Consider the following 19,858-nt stretch of genomic DNA (forward strand, 5'->3'; position numbering starts at 1 on the left):
GCAATGAAAATGGCTATGGAAAAGCAGGCCGCATGAGGCCAGATTGAAAACCCAAGACTCTCCCGAAAACTGGAGGGAAGTCGGGTCTCAGGTCAAAAGGAAAGTCTCGGGTCGAATGATCGACGAGACGCGCAGCGGCTCCCAAGAGATCAGCGCGCGTCCTTATCGCGGAGTTCGTCGAGCGGGCCTTTGAGCGCCGTGCGCGGTGGTACCAGTTGGGGTTCGATGGTGATGAGGTGTGGCGTAGCGTTCTCGTGATCGAGGAGGTCGAAGCCCCGTTCCAGCATCTTCGTGATGTCGGGTCTGATCATGTATACCGGGAAGGGAAGGAAGGATCCGAAGGGATCGTAATCGAAACAGCCGACGACGATGTCCGCAAAGGTCTGCTCGTCATGCCCGCCCATGAAGCGCAGCAGTCCCTCGAAGTTGATCGAGGAATTGATGAAGAAGCAGCGTGGCAGGCGGCCGTGGCGCGCATAGAACCGCTCGAAGGCCAAGGCCGTCATGCTGGGCGAATAGCCGGTGTTTTCGGTGTCGCCGCCGGAAGCCGTGCCAAAGATTTCCGTCTTGGCGGCATGAAAGCCGATGACGCGCTCGCGGCTTGCATGGTCGTCGCGCCCGCCGAACATATAGACATCGTCCGGGCTCAGCGGTCCGCCTTGCCTCGCATGGTCGATGATGGCCTTGGTCAGGGCTCTGGCGCCTTGCCGGTTGTCGGAGATGACCGAACTGGCGAGTTCGCCGGGCAGGTCGATATTGACATGCGGTATGCCCGCCGCAGCGCAGACGCGGTGCACACCATCAGGGTCCGTTGCGCCGGCGATGAAGAGTGAATCGATGGAATAGGCGACGAGCGACTCGACCACGCGCCGCTCCTCTTCCGGATCACGCCGTCCGGAGACCACGACGGGCAAAAGGCTCCGCTGGCGCGCCTGTGCTTCGAAAGTCTGGGCCATCGAGGAGAAGAAGCGCGTGTCGTAGACCGGCAAAAGCAGGCCGGCCAGCCCCGAGCGCGAACTGCGCAGGGCGCGTGCCTGCTGGTTGGCCGTATATTTCAGCTCTTCGGCCAAAGCCGTGATCCTGCGTGCCGTCTCGGCGGAGATGCGGCGCTTCTGCCAAGTGCCGTTCAGTACCGCGCTCACCGTCGAGGCGGAGGCGCCTGATTTCATCGACAGATCGTAGATCGTAGCCTTCCTGTGCTCGTTCTCACTCATTCCGACCTCGATTCGCTGTCTGAATTTTCTAGCCGAGCCTCCCACTTGACGAAAGGCCGCTTCATGATAATGTGGTTGCACCATCGATTGTGCAAGCGAGAAATAACGATTGTGCGAGATGGATCGCAAGAGGAGCGACGAGGGAGGAGTCCGGATTGGACTTTTGACTGCCGGCCGCCGGGCAAGAGCCCGGGGCCTGCCTTTCCGCGTCCTGGGAGAATTCAGAGGAGGAGTTCCGCATGAGAAAGATTATCGCAGTAGCCCTTAGCGTTTCGCTGGCGCTGATGGCATCCACGGCATCCTTCGCCGCCGACACCAAGATCGGTGTCGTCGTGAAGATCGGCGGCATTCCATGGTTCAATGCCATGGAGGCGGGTATCAAGGAGCAGAGCGCCAAGCTGGGCGTTGACGGCTTCATGGTCGGCCCGACCAGCGCCGATCCCGCCCTTCAGGTGCGGGCCATCGAAGACCTGATCGCGCAGAAAGTCGATTTTATCGGTGTTGTGCCGAATGATGCCAAGGTGCTCGAGCCCGTCCTGAAGAAGGCACAGGCCGCCGGCATCAAGGTCATCACGCATGAATCGCCCGATCAGGCGGGCGCCGACTGGGACTTCGAGCTTGCTTCTGCCAAGGGCTTTGGTGAAGCGCACGGCAAGCTTCTGGCCGAGAAAATGGGCGGCAAGGGTGCCTATGCCGTTTTCGTGGGATCGCTGACCGTTCCGCTTCACAATGCCTGGGCGGACGCGGCCATTGCCTACATCAAGGCCAACTACCCGGACATGAAGCTGGTCGGTGATCGCTACGGCGTTGCCGAAGATCTCGACAAGAGCCGCTCCACGGCCCTCGATCTCATGTCGGCCAACCCCGATCTCGCCGGCTTCCTGGCCTTCGGCTCGCAGGGCCCGATCGGCGCCGGTCGCGCCGTTGAAGAGCGCCGCAAGGACGGCAAGGTCTTCGTCATCGGTCCGTTCTCGCCGGGGCAGGGCGCCAAGCTGATCAAGAGCGGCGCCCTGACGGGCGGCTTCATGTGGAATCCGAAGCAGGCCGGCGAAGTCTTCGTTACGCTTGCCGACCGGATTGCCAAGGGTGAGTCCGTCAAGGCCGGGGACACGATCGAGGGTCTCGGTACCATCAATCCCGAGGGCAACACCATTGTTGTCGATCAACTCCTGAAGATCGACAAGGAAAGCATCGACACGCTGGTTTCCATGGGTCTCTGAGGCGCCAGCCAAACATAAGTCAAACATGGGGTCGCGCTTGCGCGCAGGCGCGACCCGTCACGCTCAAGAATGCAAGACATGATCGCGGCCCCGCGCGGCCGGATGGGGGCACGCCGTCATGGGCACCGAACCTCTTCTTTCTCTCAGCAATATCAAGGTGACCTTTGGCGGGGTTCGCGCCCTCAAGGGCGTTTCGTTCGAGGTCATGCCGGGTGAGGTCCACTGCCTGGCCGGTGAAAACGGTTGCGGCAAAAGCACGCTGATCAAGGTCATCACCGGTGTCTATAAACCGGAAGATGGCGCCGAACTGCGTTTCGATGGCAAGGTGATCCCGGCGATGACGCCGACCCTTGCCCAGTCACTCGGAATCCAGGTGATCTGGCAGGATCTGGCGCTGTTCGGTGAAATGTCGGTTGCCGAAAACATCGGCTTCCAATTGGCCGTCAATGGCAAGTTCGGTCTCGTCGATAAAAAGGCGATTGATGCGGCTGCGCTCAAGGCTCTGGCGCGTCTTGGCGTCAGTCTCGACATTCACCGCCCCTTGCGCGAACTGCCGATCGCCCAGCGCCAGATCGTCGCCATTGCCCGCGCGCTCGTCGGCGAGGCGCGGCTGGTGTTCATGGACGAGCCCACGGCCTCCCTGACGCAGTCCGAAGCCGACTATCTGATCGAGATCGTCCGCACTCTCTCCGCCTCCGGCGTTGCCGTCGTTTTCGTGTCACACCGTCTGGCGGAGGTGCTGGAGATTTCCGATCGTATCACCGTGCTGCGGGATGGCGCCCTGGTCGGTGTCTACCCTGTGGACGGCATGACGCAGTCGCGGGTGACCGAACTGATGACCGGCCGCAACTTCGACAGTGCCGTCATTGCCGCCGACCATGACGCCGCGCCCGTGGTCCTTTCCGTCCGCAACCTTGCGCGCACCGGCGAATTCACCGACATCTCCTTTGATCTGCGCCGCGGCGAAACGCTTGGCATCACCGGCTTGCTTGGCGCGGGGCGCACGGAACTGGCTCTCACCCTTTTCGGCATGCGCCAGCCCCATGGCGGGGAGATCCTGATCGAGGGCAAGCGGATGGAATTCGGATCCAACCGCGACGCGATCCGCGCCGGCGTCGCCTATCTGTCGGAAGACAGGCTTTCGCTCGGCCTCAACCAGCCGCAATCGATTGCCGACAATCTCGTCATGGCCTCGCTCGACCATATTCTCTCGAACGGCCTGATTTCACCGACGAAGAAGGCGAACGTCGTTTCGCACTGGATCTCGGCGCTCGGCGTCAAGATCGGAACCCCGGACGATCCGATCCGCACGCTTTCGGGCGGCAACCAGCAGCGCGTGGCCATCGCCAAATGGCTCGCCATCGGCCCGAAGATCCTCATCCTTGACGCGCCGACGGTCGGCGTCGATGTCGGCGCGCGGGCGGGCATCTTCGACATTGTGCGCAAGCTCGCTGCCGAGGGCCTGTCGATCATCATCATCTCCGACGAGCCGCCCGAGGTCTATTTCAACGCCGATCGCGTCATCCACATGGCAGATGGCCAGTTCCACGCCAGCTATGACCCGCGCACCATTTCCCTGACCGCATTGGAGGCCGCCATCTATGCGTAGGCTCATCCTTGGACATACGACCGAAGTGACGCTTCTTGCCGTCATGATCTTTCTCTCCATCGGTCTTTCCTTCGGCACGGACCGCTTTTTGACGGTCTCCAATGCCTTCGACGTGCTGAACGTCTCGGCCGTCAACATCATCTTCGCCGTCGGCCTTCTGGTGGTGCTGATTTCCGGGGGCATCGACATCTCCTTCGCGGTCGCCGCTTCCGTCGTGCAGTATGTCACCGTGCTGGTGATCACGGCGCTTGGTGGCGGCAACTGGGCGCTGGGCTTCGTCATCGCCGGCGGCGTCGGCATCAGCCTTGGCCTCGTCAACGCATTCCTCGTGCACCAACTGCGGATCATCTCGATCGTCGCAACCATCTCGACGTTCAACATCTTCTTCGGCCTCCTGATGTTCTTCACCAAGGGCGTGTCGATCTACAACCTGCCGGACTGGCTTTCGAACCGCGTCGTACTGTTCGAACATGAGATGCCGGACGGTTCGTGGGTGGAACTCACCCTGCCGGTGGTGGTGATGGTGCTGTGTTGCTTCGCGACCTGGTTCCTGATGTCGCGCACCACGATTGGTCGCAAGCTCTATGCCTTTGGCGACAATCCGGAAGGTGCCCGCCGCTTCGGCATCAACATCGGCGCCATGCATGCCATCGCCTTCGGCTGGCTGGGGCTGATGGCAGGGATCGCCGGGCTGATGCAGGCGCATTACGCCCAGGAAGTCGTCCCCAATGCCCTTTACGGCCGGGAGCTCGATGTTCTCGCCGCCACGGTTCTCGGCGGCGCCCGGCTCGGCGGCGGCAAGGGGTCAGTGCTTGGCTGCGTACTCGGCGTGCTGATGGTTTCGATCACCCAGAACGGGCTCAACCTGCTTGGCGTCTCGCCCTTTGCTTTCAAGATGATCGTCGGCGCCATCATTCTCGTCGCCATCAGCCTGTCGTCCGCGCGGTTCGACAAGCTTCTGCCGCAGGCGCTGAAACGCGCGCCAGCCAAAGGGAAACAGCCCTGATGAAAGCCTTTCTCCAGAAATTCAGCAGCACGTTTGGTGCCGATATGGGCGGGCCGCTGATCGCCTTCGTTGCGGTGATGGCGATTTTCAGCCTTGCGGCCGATAACTTCCTGTCGCTGGCCACTTTCGGCTCGGTCGCCTTTCAACTGCCGGAGCTCGGGCTGCTGACGCTGGCGATGCTGCTGCCACTTCTGACGGGCGGCATCAACCTGTCCGTCACCTTCGCAGCCAATCTTTCCGGCCTTGCCGCTGCCTGGGTGCTGCAGGCAAATGGCGGCGTGGATGCAGCCGGCGGCGTCTTCGTCCTCGCCTGCCTTGCGGCGCTCGCCACCGGCGCGGCGGCCGGTGCGTTGACGGGCGTTGCCATTGCCTATACCCGCGCCCATCCGATCCTCGTGACGCTCTCGATGATGATTTTCCTGCGCGGGCTTGGTGAATTCCTCACCCGAGGCGGCGATGTCTCGGGCTTTCCCGACTATGTTGCGCCGATCGGCCACGGATCGCTGTTCGGCCTGCCGATCCCGCTGCTGATCTTCATTCTCTGCGTTGGCGTCTGGCATGTGCTCCTGACGCGCAGCAAGCTTGGCTTCGGCCTGCTGATGATCGGCTCCAACATGGAGGCGGCCGAATATTCGGGTCTCAACACCCGCCGCATTGTCGTGCTCGTCTACACGCTGTCGGGCCTCATGTGCGCGGTGGCCGGCATCATCATGATGGCGCGATTCAATTCGGTGCGCGTCGGACATGGCGAGTCCTATCTGCTCATCACGGTTCTCGCGGCCTTCCTGGGTGGCATCAATCCCTTCGGCGGTTTCGGCCGTGTGCTGCCGGTTTTCGTGGCGTTGATCGTTCTGCAACTCCTGTCGTCGGGCCTCAATCTCATGGGGGCCAACCAGCATCTCGCCACCGCGCTCTGGGGCGTGCTGATGATCGTCGTGATGGCGGCGCGCACGCTCGCATCGCACACGCGCATCTTCAGCAGAAAGAAGGCCTGACGTGCAGGGACTTGGCATTCACGCAATGATGTGGACTACCGTGTGGGACCATGCCGGCGCCGAACGGGCGATCGTCGGCGCTGCGCACCACGGGCAGGATCTGATCGAAATTCCATTGATGGATCTCTCCTCTGTCGACGCCATGCACAGCCGCTCTCTCCTCGAAGGCCATGGTCTTCGTGCCGTCTGCTCGCTGGTTCTCGACGAGCCGGTCTGGGCCTCGCGCCGTCCGGATGCGGCCGCCGCCCACCTGATCGCGGCCCTCGACAAGGCGGCCGAGATGGGCGCCGAGGCGCTGACCGGTGTCACCTATGGCGGCACCCACGAGCGCACCGGCTTTCCGCCCACCGAGGCCGAGTATGACAACCTGACCCGGGCGCTCGGCGCCGCCGCTCGGCATGCCGGATCGCTCGGCCTTCAGCTCGGCATCGAGGCGGTCAACCGCTATGAAAGCCATCTGGTCAATTCCGCCGAACAGGCCGTGGCGCTGGTCGAGCGCATCGGGCGCGACAATGTCTTCGTGCATCTCGACACATTCCACATGACGATGGAGGAAAAGGGTATCGCCAACGGCATCATCGCCGCGCGCGAGCACCTGAAATACATGCACATGTCCGAGAGCGATCGCGGCACGCCCGGCTATGGCAACGTGGCATGGGACGCGGTCTTCGCTGCGCTGGCCGCCATCGGCTTCAAGGGGGCGCTGACCCTCGAGAGCTTCGCCAAGATGCCCGTCTCGATGGCCGGTGCCATTTCCACCTGGCGGCCAACGGCACGCGATGGCGACGACGTCATCGGCGATGGCGTTTCCTTCCTGCGCAACAAGGCGGTTCAATATGGACTTGCCTGATGCCATGGGGATGGAAACCGGCGGAAGAGACGCCTTAACGGGAGAAGAGATGACCGCGGCATCGGCGACGGCACGGTATATTGCGCAGGCTGTGGCCGAGCGCTCTCGAGTGCTGGGCAACCGGCGCATTCTGGTGGCGATTGCGGGTGCGCCGGGATCCGGCAAGTCCACGCTCGCCGAACAGGCCGTTGCTGAATTGGCCGCCGAGCACGGGCTCAGCGCCGCGCTGTTTCCCATGGATGGATATCATTATGACGATGCCGTGCTCGAGGCCATGGGGCGGCGGCCCTACAAGGGCGCCATCGATACCTTCGACGCCCATGGCCTTCGCCATATGCTGCTGCGCCTGAAGGCGAACGAAGACGATGTGATCGCCGTGCCGGTCTTCGACCGATCAATCGAAATCGCCCGCGCTGGCGGCCTGTTGATCCCGCGATCGATCAAGGTCATTGTCTGCGAAGGCAATTATCTCTTGGCCCGTCAGGCGCCCTGGAACCGGCTGAAATCGATTTTCGACCTGACCATCTTCGTGGATGTCGGCGTCGATGAGTTGCGCCGCCGTCTTCTGGCGCGCTGGGCCGGATATGGGCTTGATGAACAGGAGATCACCCGGAAAGTGGAAGCCAATGACCTCCCGAACGGTCTCTTCATCATCTCCGACAGTGCGGAGCCCGACCTTCGCATCGACAATACCGGACCGGCGCAGACCTGACGGCACGACACCGAGCCAAGCAACGGCGGGTCGCGTGGTGTGATGCCATGACGGCCCGGACAGACAATGCAGATACTGGAAACATGAGAGGAGCACGCATGAAACACGGAATCTACTACTCCTACTGGGAGCAGGAATGGAGCGCAAAGTTCGGGCCCTATATCGAGAAGGTCGCCAAGCTCGGCTTCGACATCGTCGAGGTCGCCGCCCATCACATCAACGACTATAGCGACGCCGAGCTTGCCGAGATCCGCCAGAGGGCGATCGACAACAACATCATCCTGACGGCCGGGATCGGTCCGTCGAAGGCCAAGAACCTCGCCTCTCCGGATGCTTCGGTGCGGGCGGCCGGCAAGGCCTTTTTCGAAAAGACGCTGGCCAACGTCGCCAAGCTCGACATCCGCACCATCGGCGGTGCGCTGCACTCCTATTGGCCCATCGATTATTCGCAGCCGGTCGACAAGGAGGGCGATCGCGCCCGCGGCGTCGAAGGCATTCACGGCGTTGCCGACTTTGCCAATAATCTTGGCATCAACCTGTGCATCGAGGTGCTGAACCGCTTCGAAAACCACGTGCTGAATACGGCTGCCGAAGGCGTCGCCTTCGTCAAGGACGTCGGCAAGCCGAACGTGAAGGTCATGCTCGACACGTTCCACATGAACATCGAGGAAGATAGCTTCGGCGATGCCATCCGCACCGCCGGGCCGCTGCTCGGACACTTCCACACGGGTGAAAGCAACCGCCGCGTTCCCGGCAAGGGCCGGATGCCCTGGCATGAGATCGGAGCTGCGCTGCGCGAGATCAACTATCAGGGCGCCGTGGTGATGGAACCCTTCGTGAAGACCGGCGGCACCGTCGGCTCCGACATCCGCGTCTGGCGCGACCTGTCGGAAGGGGCCAGTGACGAGAAGATGGACGAAGACGCCCGCAACGCGCTCGCCTTTTCCCGCTTCGTGCTCGGGGGCTGACCTCGCCAGACGGGATCCGCAGTTGCTCTCCTCGTGGGCCGCTGCGGATCGCGCCGCTGACGCAACGGCAATTTTGAGATCATCCCGACGAGGGAGCTGAACAGGCGGTCAATACAGGGCTGACGGTGACGCAGACGGCGTTGAGGCTCGGCACGGTATGTCTGTCACGATACCGCGCCGCGGATCGTGCAGCTTTTCTGGCTGGCTTTGGGAATGGGTCAACCCGAGTGCCTCGGTGTCGATCCATGATGACAGGGAGATTGTTGACATCGCGCTTGCCACCTGGCGGCGGCGTGGTGGGCGAGCCCGCCGATGACCACGCCCGGCCGTCAGAATGACGACCAGGCCTAAGGACGCGTTTTCGCGAAGAATGCCGGCGCGGCCTTTCTATTCCTTCGGGTGAAGGGCGACCTGGCGGGCAACCCGCAGCGACAGAAGCGTGCAGATCGCACCGGAGAGCAGGTAGGCGCCGGAGGCGGCAAGGCCGAAGGTGCTCGACAGCAGGAGGGCGGTGACCGGCGCGAAGCCGGCGCCGAACATCCACGACAGCGCGGAGACGAAGGCCGAGCCGGTGTAGCGGTTGCGCTGGCCGAACAGAGAGGCCACGGCGCCCGATGACTGGGCGAAGCTGAAACCGAGGATCGCGAAGCCGATCAGCACGTAGGCGGTTTCGCCGGCTTCCCCTCCGCTCAGCAGCATCGGTGCGATGAGGGCGAAGGCCCCGATGGCCCAGGCGCCCCAAAGCAGGATCTTTTGACGGCCGATACGATCCGACAGCCAGCCCGAGAATAGCATGGTCACCGTGCCGACGGCGGCGCCAAGGGCCTCGATGAGCAGGAAGTAGGTCGGGGTCTGGTCGGTGTAGAGATTGACCCAAGACAGTGGGAAAACCGTGACCATGTGGAACATGGCAAAGCTTGCGAGCGGAACGAAGATGCCGAGGAGAACCGTGCGGCCGTCTTCCTTGATCGTGCGGCCGATGCCGCTCGGCACCAGTTCCGTCGATTCGAAAAGGGCCCGGAATTCCGGCGTCGCGATGATGCGCAGGCGGGCAAAGAGCGCCACCACGTTGATGGCGAAGGCCACGAAGAAAGGATAGCGCCAGCCCCAGCTCAGGAAATCCTCGCGCGGCAGGGTCGCGACGAGATAAGCGAAGAGCACGGTCGCGACGGCAAGGCCGATCGGCGCGCCGAGCTGCGGCACCATGGCGTAGAAGCCGCGGCGGTGCTTGGCGGCGGTGATCGCCAGCAGCGGTGCCAGACCATCCCAGGCGCCGCCAAGCGCCAGACCCTGGCCGATGCGCAGCAGAGCGAGAATGAGGATCGCCCACCAGCCGACCGTGTCATAGGCGGGCACGAGGCCCATCGCCACGGTCGAGGTTCCCAGCAGGAAGAGGGCGATGGTCAGTTTCGTCGTGCGGCCATAGCGACGGTCGAGCGACATGAAGATGGCCGAGCCGATCGGACGCGCGACGAAGGCCAGTGCTACCAGCACGAAGGACCAGAGCGTTCCCGTGACCGGATCGACAAACGGAAAGATGCGGGCCGGGAAGACCAGAACGGACGCGATGGCGAACACAAAGAAGTCGAAGAATTCGGAAGCGCGACCGATGACCACCCCGACAGCGATGTCGGACGGGGACACGTGATGTTCGTGCACCTCGTCGGCGGGACTGGGATTTTTCCCCGGGCGGGACATTTCGACGCTGCTTGCCATGAATTCTCATACTCCGCGCGACACGGCCAATGAAGGGGGACGTCCTGCCAAATGCGTGATTTGCGGGCTTTGTCCCTGCGATGCAATCTGCATGCACCAGCGGCCCCGAATTTGACAGGCGACAAATTGTCGTATGTTGCAATTGCTCAGTTCAAATTAGGTGCTGGGACGAAAAGAAAGTCCGAACGACCGTCTTCCAGGTCGATGACGAGGTTAGATATGCGCCCAAACGGCCTGTTGAAGTCTTGCATCCTATTGCTTCCATTGCTTTTTCTCTCCGCGTGCAAGGCGGAGGTGCTGGCGCCCACGGGCGATGTTGCGGCGCAGCAGCGTGATCTGCTCGTGATCTCCACGCTCCTGATGCTGATCATCATCATCCCGGTGATGGCGCTCACCGTTCTTTTTGCCTGGCGTTATCGGGAATCGAACCGTGCGGCGGTCTATCGGCCGAACTGGGATCACTCGACCAAGCTGGAATTGATCATCTGGGCCGTGCCGCTGCTGATCGTCGTGTCGCTCGGCGCCATTACGTGGGTCGGCACCCATCTTCTCGATCCCTATCGCCCGCTCGCCCGCATTGCCCCCGGCAAGGAGGTCGGCCAGGAGGAACCGCTGCAGGTCCAGGTCGTGGCGCTCGACTGGAAGTGGCTGTTCATCTACCCGCAGTATGGCGTTGCCGCCGTCAACGAGCTCGCCGTTCCCGTCGATCGCCCCGTTCAGTTCACGCTGACCTCGTCCTCGGTCATGAACGCCTTCTACATTCCGGCCATGGCCGGCATGATCTATGCGATGCCCGGCATGCAGACGACGCTGCACGGCGTCTTCAACAAGGAAGGCACCTATCAGGGCCTTGCCTCGCACTATTCCGGTGCCGGTTTCTCCGGCATGCGCTTCAAGGCGAAGGCAACCGATGCGGCCGGCTTCGACGGCTGGATCGCCGAGGCCCGAACTGCTTCGAAGACGCTCGATCGCCCTGCCTATCTCCAGCTGGAGCAGCCGAGCGAGAACGTGAAGCCTGAGCTTTTCGCCACCGTCGATCCCGAACTCTTCCCGCGCATCGTCAACCTCTGCGTCGAGCCCGGCAAGATCTGCATGGCCGAGATGATGGCCATCGACAAGCAGGGCGGCGCCGGTCTTGCCGGCACGATCAACGTCTCGCAGCTCACCTATGACAAATATGCCCGTCGCGGTACGCGTGCGCCCATCCTCGGATGGGATCCTTTCCAGGTGACGGGCTTCTGCTCCACCGAAGAACTGGAGCGCATGCTGACGGCGCAGCCGGCTTCGGCCAATGTCGCCCCGGTCGACCAGACTCCGCTGCGCGGCCATGGTCTCACGCAGCCCGGCAGCCTCTTCGGTCGCAGTGCCGATCCGGCTTTGACCCTCGCCCTGCCGCCCGTGGGCGCCGCGACGAAACTCTGACAGGACACGGCCATGGCCACTATCGATCACTCAACGACCTTTCTTCTCGGACGCCTGAACTGGAGCGCCGTTCCGACCGATCCGATCGTGCTTGTCACCTTCGTCGTCGTCGCTATCGGCGGTGCGGCGGCGCTCGGGGCTCTCACCTACTACCGCCTCTGGGGCTATCTCTGGAAAGAGTGGTTCACCTCCGTCGATCACAAGAAGATCGGCATCATGTACATCATCCTGGCGATCATCATGCTCGTGCGTGGCTTTGCCGACGCGGTGATGATGCGTATCCAGCAGGTCTGGGCCTTCAATGGCTCCGAAGGGTATCTTAATGCCCATCATTACGACCAGATCTTCACGGCCCACGGCGTGATCATGATCTTCTTCGTGGCGATGCCCTTCGTCACAGGCCTCATGAACTACGTGGTGCCGCTGCAGATCGGCGCGCGAGACGTGTCCTTCCCCTTCCTCAACAATTTCTCGTTCTGGATGACGGTCGGTGGCGCGGTACTTGTCATGGCCTCGCTCTTCGTCGGCGAGTTTGCGCAGACCGGCTGGCTTGCCTTTCCGCCGCTGTCGGGTCTCGGCTACAGCCCGTGGGTAGGGGTCGATTATTATATCTGGGGCCTGCAGGTGGCCGGTGTCGGCACGACGCTGTCCGGCATCAACCTGCTCGTGACCATCATCAAGATGCGCGCGCCGGGCATGACGCTGATGCGCATGCCGGTCTTCACCTGGACCTCGCTGTGCACCAACATTCTCATCGTCGCCTCCTTCCCGGTGCTGACGATGACGCTCATCCTGCTGACCCTTGACCGCTACGTGGGGACCAACTTCTTCACGAGCGAGCTTGGCGGCAACTCGATGATGTACATCAACCTCATCTGGATCTGGGGCCACCCGGAAGTGTACATCCTCATCCTGCCGCTGTTCGGCGTGTTCTCGGAAGTGACCTCCACCTTCTGCGGCAAGCGCCTGTTCGGCTATTCCTCGATGGTCTATGCGACCGTCTGCATCACCGTTCTCAGCTACATCGTCTGGTTGCACCACTTCTTCACCATGGGCTCGGGCGCCTCGGTCAACGCCTTCTTCGGCATCACGACGATGATCATCTCGGTGCCGACAGGCGCGAAGATCTTCAACTGGCTCTTCACCATGTATCAGGGCCGGGTGCGCTACGACCTGCCGATGATGTGGACGGTCGCCTTCATGCTGACCTTCACGGTCGGCGGCATGACCGGCGTTCTGCTCGCTGTTCCGCCGGCCGACTTCGTGCTGCACAACTCGCTGTTCCTGATCGCCCACTTCCACAATGTGATCATCGGCGGTGTGCTGTTTGGCTGTTTTGCCGCCATCGCCTACTGGTGGCCGAAGGCTTTCGGCTTCAAGCTCAACGTCTTCTGGGGCAAGGTTTCGTTCTGGTGCTGGGTCGTGGGCTTCTGGGCCGCCTTCATGCCGCTCTACGTACTTGGCCTGATGGGCGTCACCCGCCGCATGCGCGTCTTCGACGATCCGGACCTGCGCATCTGGTTCATCATCGCGGCACTCGGCGCGGCACTGATCGCCATGGGTATCGCTGCCTTCTTCATCCAGATTGGCGTGTCGATCTGGAAGCGGAAGGAAAATCCAGACCTTTCGGGCGACCCGTGGGATGGCCGCACGCTGGAGTGGGCGACCTCTTCCCCGCCGCCGGCCTACAACTTCGCCTTCACCCCCGTCGTCCATGGTCTGGACGCCTGGGCGGAGATGAAGCAGGAAGGCCAGAAGCGTCCGAAGGCCGCCTTCATGCCGATCCACATGCCGCGCTACACCGGCACGGGCGTCATTCTCGCCGGCCTCTCGACGGTCTGCGGCTTCGCGCTCGTCTGGTACATCTGGTGGCTGGCGGCGCTGTCCTTCCTCGGCATCATCGTCGTGGCGATCGCGCATACCTTCAACTATGACCGCGACTATTACGTCCCGGTCGAAGAGGTCTCGGCCGTCGAAGGCGAACGCGACCTGCAACTTGCCAAGCTCGGAGCCTGATCGACATGAGCACCACCGCCCATCCTTCGGCTGCCGCCACATCCTACTGGGAAACCGAGCCGCATCATCATCCGGAAGGCGCCTCCACGAGCCTCGGCTTCTGGGTCTACCTGATGAGCGACTGCCTGATGTTCGCCGTTCTCTTCGCCGTTTTCGGCGTGCTCGGGCAGAGCTATGCGGCCGGTCCCGGCCCCAAGGTGCTGTTCGACCTGACGCTGGTGGCCATCAACACGGCCTTCCTGCTGGTGTCGTCGATCACCTTCGGCTTTGCGATGCTCGCCATGTATGAGGGACGCCAGTCCCGCATGCAGGTCTGGCTCGCCATCACGCTCTTCTTCGGCCTCGCCTTCCTGGCGGTCGAACTCTACGAGTTCCACCACCTGATCGAGGTCGGCGCCGGTCCGCAGCGCTCGGCCTTCCTGTCATCCTTCTTCGCGCTGGTCGGCACGCACGGCCTTCACGTCACCTTCGGTTCGATCTGGCTGGTGACGATGATGGTCCAGATCCACCGCAAGGGTCTCATTCCCGCCAATCAGCGGCGCATGAACTGCCTCAGCATGTTCTGGCACTTTCTGGACGTGATCTGGATCGGTGTCTTCACCTTCGTCTATCTTCTGGGGATGATCTGATGTCGACACATTCCATCGAGCCGCACAGCCACCACGAAGGTGCCTCCCATGACGGCCATGACCATGGCAGCTACAAGTCCTATATCACGGGCTTCGTGCTGTCCGTCATCCTGACGGCCATCCCCTTCGCCCTCGTCATGACGGGCGGGCTCGAGAGCCGCGCGCTGACGGCGGTGATCGTGATCGCCTTTGCGGTCGTGCAGATCCTCGTTCACATGGTCTACTTCCTGCACATGAACAGCCGCTCCGACGAGGGCTGGACGATGATGTCGATGATCTTCACCGTCGTCGTCGTGGTCATCATGCTCGCAGGCTCGCTGTGGGTCATGTACCACCTCAACACCAACATGATGCCGCAGATGGACCATAACCAGATGCAGGGCTTCGGTTCCTGATGACGGGTACGGGCGGCAGGGCGCGGCGAAAGGGTCTGCTTTTCGGTGTCGGGTCGCTCGTGGTCCTCATGCTGTTCGGGCTCGGCGTCTGGCAGGTCCAGCGCCTCGCCTGGAAAAACGCGCTGATCGCGCGCGTCGAAGCGGGGCTGTCAGCGGCCCCGGTTCCCGCCCCCGGTCCGGCGGCCTGGCCGGCGCTGTCCTTCGATACGGACGAATATCGCCGTGTCACGGCCACGGGGCGCTATCTGCCGGTTCCCGATATCCTCGTTCAGGCCGTGACGGTTCGCGGATCCGGTTTCTGGGTTCTCGCACCCTTCGAGACGGATGACGGCTTCCGGCTTTTCGTCAATCGCGGCTTCGTTCCCTCCGACCGGCGTGCGCCGGCGGATCGGCCCCTGCCGGAGGGGGAGCAGACGGTCAGAGGCCTTCTGCGCCTGACGCAGCCGAACGGCGCATTCCTTCGCTCCAACGATCCCGCCGATCGGCGCTGGTTTTCTCGCGATACGGCTGCAATGGGTGCAGCGCTCGGCATCGGTGCCGTCGCGCCTTACTTCATCGACGCGGACAAGGCGGTCGACGGTGGCCAGTTGCCAATCGGCGGCCTGACGGTCGTTTCCTTCCCAAACAATCACCTCGGCTATGCCATCACCTGGTTCGCTCTTTCCGGTGGCCTTGCCTTTCTGCTCTTGCGCGTGCGTCGGCAGCTGGATTGATCTTCGTCGCGAGGGGATTGGCTTAACGGACAAGGCCGCCCTAGATTGGTGTCTTGATTTGCCCGTCGCGGGCCAGACAGGAGCCATGCCGTGAGTGTTGCCTTCGTGAAGGAAGAAAGTGCCGAGGCCGCCTCGGAGACCCTGCTTCCCGACCGCCCGATTTCGCCCCATGCCAACCTCGTGACCGAAGCCGGCCTGAAAATGCTGGAGGCGGCGCTCAATGAGGCGCGGACGGCGGCCGAGGCGGCGACGGCCATCGAGGATATCAACGAGCGTCGCCGGCAGTCCGCCAATCCCTTGCGAGATCTGCGCTATTTCACCGAGCGCGTCCGTACCGCCGAGGTGGTGCCTGCGCCGGAGACGGCCGACAAGGTCGCCTTCGGCAGCCATGTAACCTTCGAGCGCGAGGATGGCCGCGTTCAGGCCTACCGCATTGTCGGCGAGGACGAGGCGGACCCGAAAGCGGGGACGTTGTCCTACGTTTCACCGGTTGCGCGTCTCTTGCTCGGCAAGGCGGTCGGCGATGTGGTGACGCTGAACGGGCAGGAGATCGAGATCACCGCGATCGCCTGACGGTTCTGCCGGCCCGACAAAAAGAGAGGACCGGATGGGAGGTGCATCCGGTCCTCAAGTTTGAGCGACGCTTCAGGATCAAAACCGGTGTGGTCGGCTTCTGATCCTCGTTGGCTCTTGCGTCAGCTCTTCACGGATCCCGCCGTCATGCCGGCGAGGAAATAGCGCTGCGCGACGAGGTAGAGCACCAGGAGCGGCAGCGAGCCCAGCACGCTCATCGCCATCATCTCGTTCCATTCGAAGGCATGTTGGCCCATCAGCAACTGGATACCGATCGGCACGGTGCGCAGATCCATCGACTTCGTCAGCGTCAGCGCGAAGAGGAATTCGTTCCAGGCGAGCAGGAAGGTGTAGACCGCCGTTGCCACGATGCCGGGGATGGAAACCGGCACGATGACGCGCCACAGCGCTGTCCAGCTGGAGCCGCCATCGACCAGCACCGCCTCGTCCAGTTCCTTCGGCAGCGTGTTGAGATAGCCGGTCATCAGCAGCACTGCATAGGGCAGGGTGAAGACCATGTAGGTGAGGATCAGCGCCAGATAGGTGTCGAAGATCCTGAAGGCGACGACCATGCCGAAATAGGGGATGAGCAGGGTAATGGGCGGCACGGTCTGGGTGGAGATGATGAAGATGTTGAGGACGTTCTTGAAGCGGAAATTGTAACGGCTGAAACCGTAGGCCGTGAGGATGGCGATGACGAGCGTCAGGGCGGTGACGACACCGGCGACGAAATAGCTGTTGAGGAAGAAGCGGACCTTGGTCGGATCGTTGAAGATCGTCACATAGGCCTGCAGCGTGAAGACCTCCGGCAGGAGGCGCGGCGGCAGGGCGAAGATCTCCGTGTTGGATTTCAGCGAGGAGAACACCATCCACAGGATGGGAAAGCCCGCGAAGACGAGGCCGACGGCGAGGCCGAGATAGGTCAGCAGCGTCGGCAGCGCGTGGGACTTGAAGGAGCGTTTGCGGGCCATGGTCTCACCTCGCCTGCTGGTGCTTGATGTAGAAGTAGGTGACGCTCATCGACAGGATGAGGATGATGATGGCGCTCGCGGACGCCAGCGAGAATTCGTACTGCGCGAAGGCCAGCTTGTAGGTGAAGGTCGAGAGCATTTCCGTCGAATAGATCGGCCCGCCGCCGGTGGTCATCCACACGAGCGGGAAGACCTGCATGGTCCAGATGAAATCGAGCAGCGCGATGGAGATGATGATCGGCATCAGCTGCGGGATGGTGATGTACCAGAACTTCTGGATCTCGTTGGCGCCATCGATGCCGGCGGCCTCGTAGAGTTCCTTCGAAATGCCCTGGAGACCCGCGAGCAGGCTGACCATGAAGAGCGGATAGCCCGCCCAGATATTGGCAAAGGTCAGCGCGTGGATCGCGGTCTTGGTGGAGGAGAACCATTCGACCTTGAAATCAATGATGTGCAGCGCCATCAGCACGCTGTTGACGACGCCGTTCGGGTCGAGAAGCAGGCGCCAGATGATGGCGATGATGACGGCGGTGAAGAGCCAGGGCAGGATGAACAGCACGCGCAGGATGCTGCGCAGCAGAGGATCGATGCGGTTGCTGTTCAGAAGGATCGCGAAGGCGAGGCCGATGATGAGGTGGAAGACCACGCTCATCACGGTGAAATAGAGCGTCTGCCACAGCGACTGCCAGAAGACCGGGTTTTCGAAGATGGTGATGTAGTTGGAAAGCCCCGCAAAGGCGGCGTCCCTCTTCATGATGGCGCCGTCCATCAGGGAGTAGCGCACCACCATGATCATCGGAAACAGCATGAGCAACACGAGAAGGGCGGTTGCCGGGGACACGTAAAGATAGGGCGTGAGCTTGCGCAGCAGCTTGGTGCCGGCACTCGCCTTGCGGCGCGTGCGGATCGGCGCGGCGGCGATGGCTGGAGCGGAGCGGGTCATGAGCATCAGTCTTTCCGATAGGGCAGGCCGGCGACCCGATGGCATCGTGCCGTCAGGTGGGTGGGGCGGAAACGGAAGGGGCCGACGGCGTGTCATCCGCCGCCGGCCGTCTTGGTAGTTCCGGCGTGATCAGAACTTCGCGTTCCAGGCCTTTTCGGCGTTGGCGGCCGCTTCCTTGGCGGACTGGGCCCCGTCGAACATCTTCTGCACTTCGACGTTCAGGTCGCGCATCAGTTCCTCGGCGACTGGCAGGCCGACGAATTCGTTGGCCGGGTAGCCGCTCTGGTAGATCTTGAAGGCTTCGGCAAAGATCGGGTCGGCGGCCACGAAGTCCGGCTTGGCGTTGACGTTGCCGGGGAAGGCGTTGGCGATCGAGACGAGCTTGCCGTTGATCTCGGGGCTCATCAGGAATTCGACGAGCTTCCAGGCTTCTTCCTTGTGGGCGCTGCCTTCGCTGACACCGATGCCCCAGGAGGCGTAGGGCATGCCGCGCTTGCCCTCATAGCCATCCTTGGCGGGCAGGGCGGAAAGGCCGAAGTTGAGGTTCGGGTTGCGCTCGCGGATGAGGTTCACGTGGGCGAGCGTATCGACCATCATGCCGACGCGGCCGTTGACGAATTCCTCGACCTTGTCCTGCTCCTTCTTGGCAAAGATGCCGGGCGAGATGACGCCGTCCTTGTTGAGCTTCTGGATATATTCCAGCGTGCCGACGACATCGTCATTTTCCAGATCCGGCTTGCCGTCCTTCAGCATCGTGCCGCCAGAGGCCCAGACCCAGGACATGACGTCGTTCTGGATGCCGCTCGGGGACTGCAGCGACAGCGGCAGAACCCAGCCATACTGGTTCTTCGAAGCATCCGTCATCTTCTTGGCGGCTTCTTCGAATTCCGTGCGGTTGGAGGGCATCTTGTCGACGCCGGCCGCCTTGGCGAGATCGAGATTGACGAAGACCGGATAGACGAAGGACGCGACCGGGAACATGTAGCTCTTGCCGTCGACCTTCACGATGTCGGCGATCTGGCTCTTGTCGTAATTGGCATTGGTCATGAGCTCGTCGAGCGAGGCAATCGCCCCCTGCTTGGCGAGACCGTTGACCCAGGCGCCGTCAAGGCCGACGACGTCGCTCAGCGTGCCCGAGGCGGCGCCGACGACGATCTGGTCGCGGGTCGTCGCATAGGGACCGCTGACCAGCTTGACCTTGATGCCGGGGTTCTTTGCCTCGAACTCGTCGACGATTCCGCGTAGAGCGCCGGCCGGCATTTCCGGCTCCCACCACTGGATGAATTCGATGGTCGTGTCGGCCAGCGCCGATGTGGCGCACAGCGCCCAGACGGCTGCCGCGGCCTTCATCGTCCTGCTGAATGATTTGAAATTCATGATCGCCTCCCGTTGAAACTTTTGTTTCGATCCTCCCAGATCGCCGGGAAAGTAGGGTCCCGCATCGGGCACGATGTCAACGGCCGTGCGATCAACTGTTTTCGTTCATATGGCGAAAAAACACGAATTTCCTGAATAAGCATCTGAAATAAAATATGTAATTTTTTTTACGCGCGAAACATTTTTGAAAAGGCCGGATATTGCCTGCGCGGCATTTTTTCTTTACATTCGTAAACAAATGAAAGTTTGCCCAAGCAAACGAAATGTCAGAAACCCCGTTGCAAGGGTGTCGGCGGGAGGTGGTGGGGCCGTCAGGCGGTCGATCGTGCGGTTTTGCCGTTGGCCTCGCTGGCGAAGACAGCGTCGTGTTTCGCTTTTCGTAAGCTGCGCACCGGCACCGATGTGGTTGATGGCAGCGGGCGGCGGAGCAGAAGGCTGCGGATGAAGGGGCGTGTGCTCTTGCTAATTTGACCCGGTCGTTGGAATCCTCAGCCGTGTGCGAGGCCATGACCTCGCATCAGGATGCCCG

Annotated in this window: 18 protein-coding genes; 13 read left to right on the plus strand and 5 right to left on the minus strand. The window is 62.1% G+C overall.

Features of this window, described 5'->3' with window-relative positions:
• Positions 1-149: 149 nt before the first annotated feature.
• Positions 150-1,214 (minus strand): LacI family DNA-binding transcriptional regulator, encoded by a 1,065-nt coding sequence (locus F3H41_RS20160; RefSeq protein ID WP_149740507.1) that lies wholly within the window; start codon positions 1,212-1,214, stop codon positions 150-152.
• Between the two features lie 239 nt (positions 1,215-1,453).
• Here F3H41_RS20160 and F3H41_RS20165 point away from each other — a divergent pair, with 239 nt between their 5' ends.
• The 7 genes from F3H41_RS20165 (at position 1,454) to F3H41_RS20195 (ending at position 8,574) form a co-directional block, all read left to right on the plus strand.
• Positions 1,454-2,434: a substrate-binding domain-containing protein gene (locus F3H41_RS20165; protein WP_149740508.1), complete on the plus strand. Its 981-nt coding sequence runs from the start codon at positions 1,454-1,456 to the stop codon at positions 2,432-2,434.
• A gap of 118 nt (positions 2,435-2,552) precedes the next feature.
• Positions 2,553-4,043: a sugar ABC transporter ATP-binding protein gene (locus F3H41_RS20170; protein WP_149740510.1), complete on the plus strand. Its 1,491-nt coding sequence runs from the start codon at positions 2,553-2,555 to the stop codon at positions 4,041-4,043.
• Entirely contained in the window at positions 4,036-5,049 is a 1,014-nt protein-coding gene (locus tag F3H41_RS20175) for an ABC transporter permease (protein ID WP_149740511.1), read from the plus strand. Before F3H41_RS20170 ends, F3H41_RS20175 begins: the two co-directional genes overlap by 8 nt.
• Entirely contained in the window at positions 5,049-6,044 is a 996-nt protein-coding gene (locus F3H41_RS20180) for an ABC transporter permease (protein ID WP_149740512.1), read from the plus strand. Before F3H41_RS20175 ends, F3H41_RS20180 begins: the two co-directional genes overlap by 1 nt.
• Before the next feature lies 1 nt (position 6,045).
• On the plus strand, positions 6,046-6,894 hold the full coding sequence (locus F3H41_RS20185; RefSeq protein WP_149740513.1) for a sugar phosphate isomerase/epimerase: 849 nt from the start codon (positions 6,046-6,048) through the stop codon (positions 6,892-6,894).
• 49 nt (positions 6,895-6,943) lie between these two features.
• Positions 6,944-7,606, plus strand: a complete 663-nt coding sequence (locus F3H41_RS20190; protein ID WP_149740515.1) for a nucleoside/nucleotide kinase family protein — start codon at positions 6,944-6,946, stop codon at positions 7,604-7,606.
• A gap of 98 nt (positions 7,607-7,704) precedes the next feature.
• Positions 7,705-8,574 (plus strand): sugar phosphate isomerase/epimerase family protein, encoded by an 870-nt coding sequence (locus F3H41_RS20195; protein ID WP_149740516.1) that lies wholly within the window; start codon positions 7,705-7,707, stop codon positions 8,572-8,574.
• 387 nt (positions 8,575-8,961) lie between these two features.
• On the opposite strand, the gene F3H41_RS20200 is transcribed toward F3H41_RS20195, so the two are convergent.
• The gene (locus F3H41_RS20200) at positions 8,962-10,272 is read right to left on the minus strand and encodes an MFS transporter (RefSeq protein WP_244616298.1); all 1,311 of its coding nucleotides are present in this window, start codon (positions 10,270-10,272) and stop codon (positions 8,962-8,964) included.
• 222 nt (positions 10,273-10,494) lie between these two features.
• Here F3H41_RS20200 and cyoA point away from each other — a divergent pair, with 222 nt between their 5' ends.
• The 6 genes from cyoA to greA all read left to right on the plus strand — a co-directional run bounded on the left by cyoA (position 10,495) and on the right by greA (position 16,038).
• Entirely contained in the window at positions 10,495-11,712 is a 1,218-nt protein-coding gene (gene cyoA / locus F3H41_RS20205) for a ubiquinol oxidase subunit II (protein WP_149740519.1), read from the plus strand.
• Between the two features lie 12 nt (positions 11,713-11,724).
• Positions 11,725-13,728, plus strand: coding sequence for a cytochrome o ubiquinol oxidase subunit I (gene cyoB / locus F3H41_RS20210; RefSeq protein WP_149740521.1), 2,004 nt, complete (start codon positions 11,725-11,727; stop codon positions 13,726-13,728).
• A gap of 5 nt (positions 13,729-13,733) precedes the next feature.
• A complete protein-coding gene (gene cyoC / locus F3H41_RS20215) occupies positions 13,734-14,357 on the plus strand; it encodes a cytochrome o ubiquinol oxidase subunit III (protein WP_149740523.1) in 624 nt (207 codons plus the stop codon).
• A complete protein-coding gene (cyoD, locus tag F3H41_RS20220) occupies positions 14,357-14,752 on the plus strand; it encodes a cytochrome o ubiquinol oxidase subunit IV (protein WP_149740525.1) in 396 nt (131 codons plus the stop codon). Before cyoC ends, cyoD begins: the two co-directional genes overlap by 1 nt.
• Complete coding sequence (locus tag F3H41_RS20225; RefSeq protein WP_149740527.1) at positions 14,752-15,465, plus strand: SURF1 family protein; 714 nt, start codon at positions 14,752-14,754, stop codon at positions 15,463-15,465. The genes cyoD and F3H41_RS20225 overlap by 1 nt, the downstream gene beginning before the upstream one ends.
• Positions 15,466-15,555: 90 nt before the next feature.
• Positions 15,556-16,038 (plus strand): transcription elongation factor GreA, encoded by a 483-nt coding sequence (gene greA, locus F3H41_RS20230; RefSeq protein ID WP_149740528.1) that lies wholly within the window; start codon positions 15,556-15,558, stop codon positions 16,036-16,038.
• A 122-nt stretch (positions 16,039-16,160) separates the two neighbouring features.
• Here the strand turns inward: greA and F3H41_RS20235 are convergent, their stop codons facing one another.
• From F3H41_RS20235 to F3H41_RS20245, 3 genes are all read right to left on the minus strand, one after another.
• Positions 16,161-17,009, minus strand: a complete 849-nt coding sequence (locus F3H41_RS20235; protein WP_149740530.1) for a carbohydrate ABC transporter permease — start codon at positions 17,007-17,009, stop codon at positions 16,161-16,163.
• A gap of 4 nt (positions 17,010-17,013) precedes the next feature.
• Positions 17,014-17,952, minus strand: coding sequence for a sugar ABC transporter permease (locus F3H41_RS20240; protein ID WP_149740610.1), 939 nt, complete (start codon positions 17,950-17,952; stop codon positions 17,014-17,016).
• A gap of 129 nt (positions 17,953-18,081) precedes the next feature.
• Positions 18,082-19,329 carry a sugar ABC transporter substrate-binding protein gene (locus F3H41_RS20245; RefSeq protein ID WP_149740531.1) on the minus strand — a complete coding sequence of 416 codons (1,248 nt, stop codon included), beginning with the start codon at positions 19,327-19,329 and terminating at the stop codon, positions 18,082-18,084.
• Positions 19,330-19,858 lie beyond the last annotated feature (529 nt).

This window comes from Rhizobium sp. RU20A (assembly GCF_900155885.1).
Taxonomy (GTDB): Bacteria; Pseudomonadota; Alphaproteobacteria; order Rhizobiales; family Rhizobiaceae; genus RU20A.

Excerpts from the sequence above, each read along its gene's own strand:
- F3H41_RS20240 (WP_149740610.1), bottom strand. The coding sequence starts at position 17,952 with ATGACCCGCTCCGCTCCAGCCATCGCCGCCGCGCCGATCCGCACGCGC.
- cyoC (WP_149740523.1), top strand. The coding sequence starts at position 13,734 with ATGAGCACCACCGCCCATCCTTCGGCTGCCGCCACATCCTACTGGGAA.
- F3H41_RS20170 (WP_149740510.1), top strand. The coding sequence starts at position 2,553 with ATGGGCACCGAACCTCTTCTTTCTCTCAGCAATATCAAGGTGACCTTT.
- F3H41_RS20235 (WP_149740530.1), bottom strand. The coding sequence starts at position 17,009 with ATGGCCCGCAAACGCTCCTTCAAGTCCCACGCGCTGCCGACGCTGCTG.
- F3H41_RS20175 (WP_149740511.1), top strand. The coding sequence starts at position 4,036 with ATGCGTAGGCTCATCCTTGGACATACGACCGAAGTGACGCTTCTTGCC.
- F3H41_RS20180 (WP_149740512.1), top strand. The coding sequence starts at position 5,049 with ATGAAAGCCTTTCTCCAGAAATTCAGCAGCACGTTTGGTGCCGATATG.
- cyoB (WP_149740521.1), top strand. The coding sequence starts at position 11,725 with ATGGCCACTATCGATCACTCAACGACCTTTCTTCTCGGACGCCTGAAC.
- F3H41_RS20200 (WP_244616298.1), bottom strand. The coding sequence starts at position 10,272 with ATGTCCCGCCCGGGGAAAAATCCCAGTCCCGCCGACGAGGTGCACGAA.
- cyoA (WP_149740519.1), top strand. The coding sequence starts at position 10,495 with ATGACGAGGTTAGATATGCGCCCAAACGGCCTGTTGAAGTCTTGCATC.
- F3H41_RS20225 (WP_149740527.1), top strand. The coding sequence starts at position 14,752 with ATGACGGGTACGGGCGGCAGGGCGCGGCGAAAGGGTCTGCTTTTCGGT.
- F3H41_RS20165 (WP_149740508.1), top strand. The coding sequence starts at position 1,454 with ATGAGAAAGATTATCGCAGTAGCCCTTAGCGTTTCGCTGGCGCTGATG.
- F3H41_RS20160 (WP_149740507.1), bottom strand. The coding sequence starts at position 1,214 with ATGAGTGAGAACGAGCACAGGAAGGCTACGATCTACGATCTGTCGATG.
- F3H41_RS20245 (WP_149740531.1), bottom strand. The coding sequence starts at position 19,329 with ATGAATTTCAAATCATTCAGCAGGACGATGAAGGCCGCGGCAGCCGTC.
- cyoD (WP_149740525.1), top strand. The coding sequence starts at position 14,357 with ATGTCGACACATTCCATCGAGCCGCACAGCCACCACGAAGGTGCCTCC.
- F3H41_RS20195 (WP_149740516.1), top strand. The coding sequence starts at position 7,705 with ATGAAACACGGAATCTACTACTCCTACTGGGAGCAGGAATGGAGCGCA.
- F3H41_RS20190 (WP_149740515.1), top strand. The coding sequence starts at position 6,944 with ATGACCGCGGCATCGGCGACGGCACGGTATATTGCGCAGGCTGTGGCC.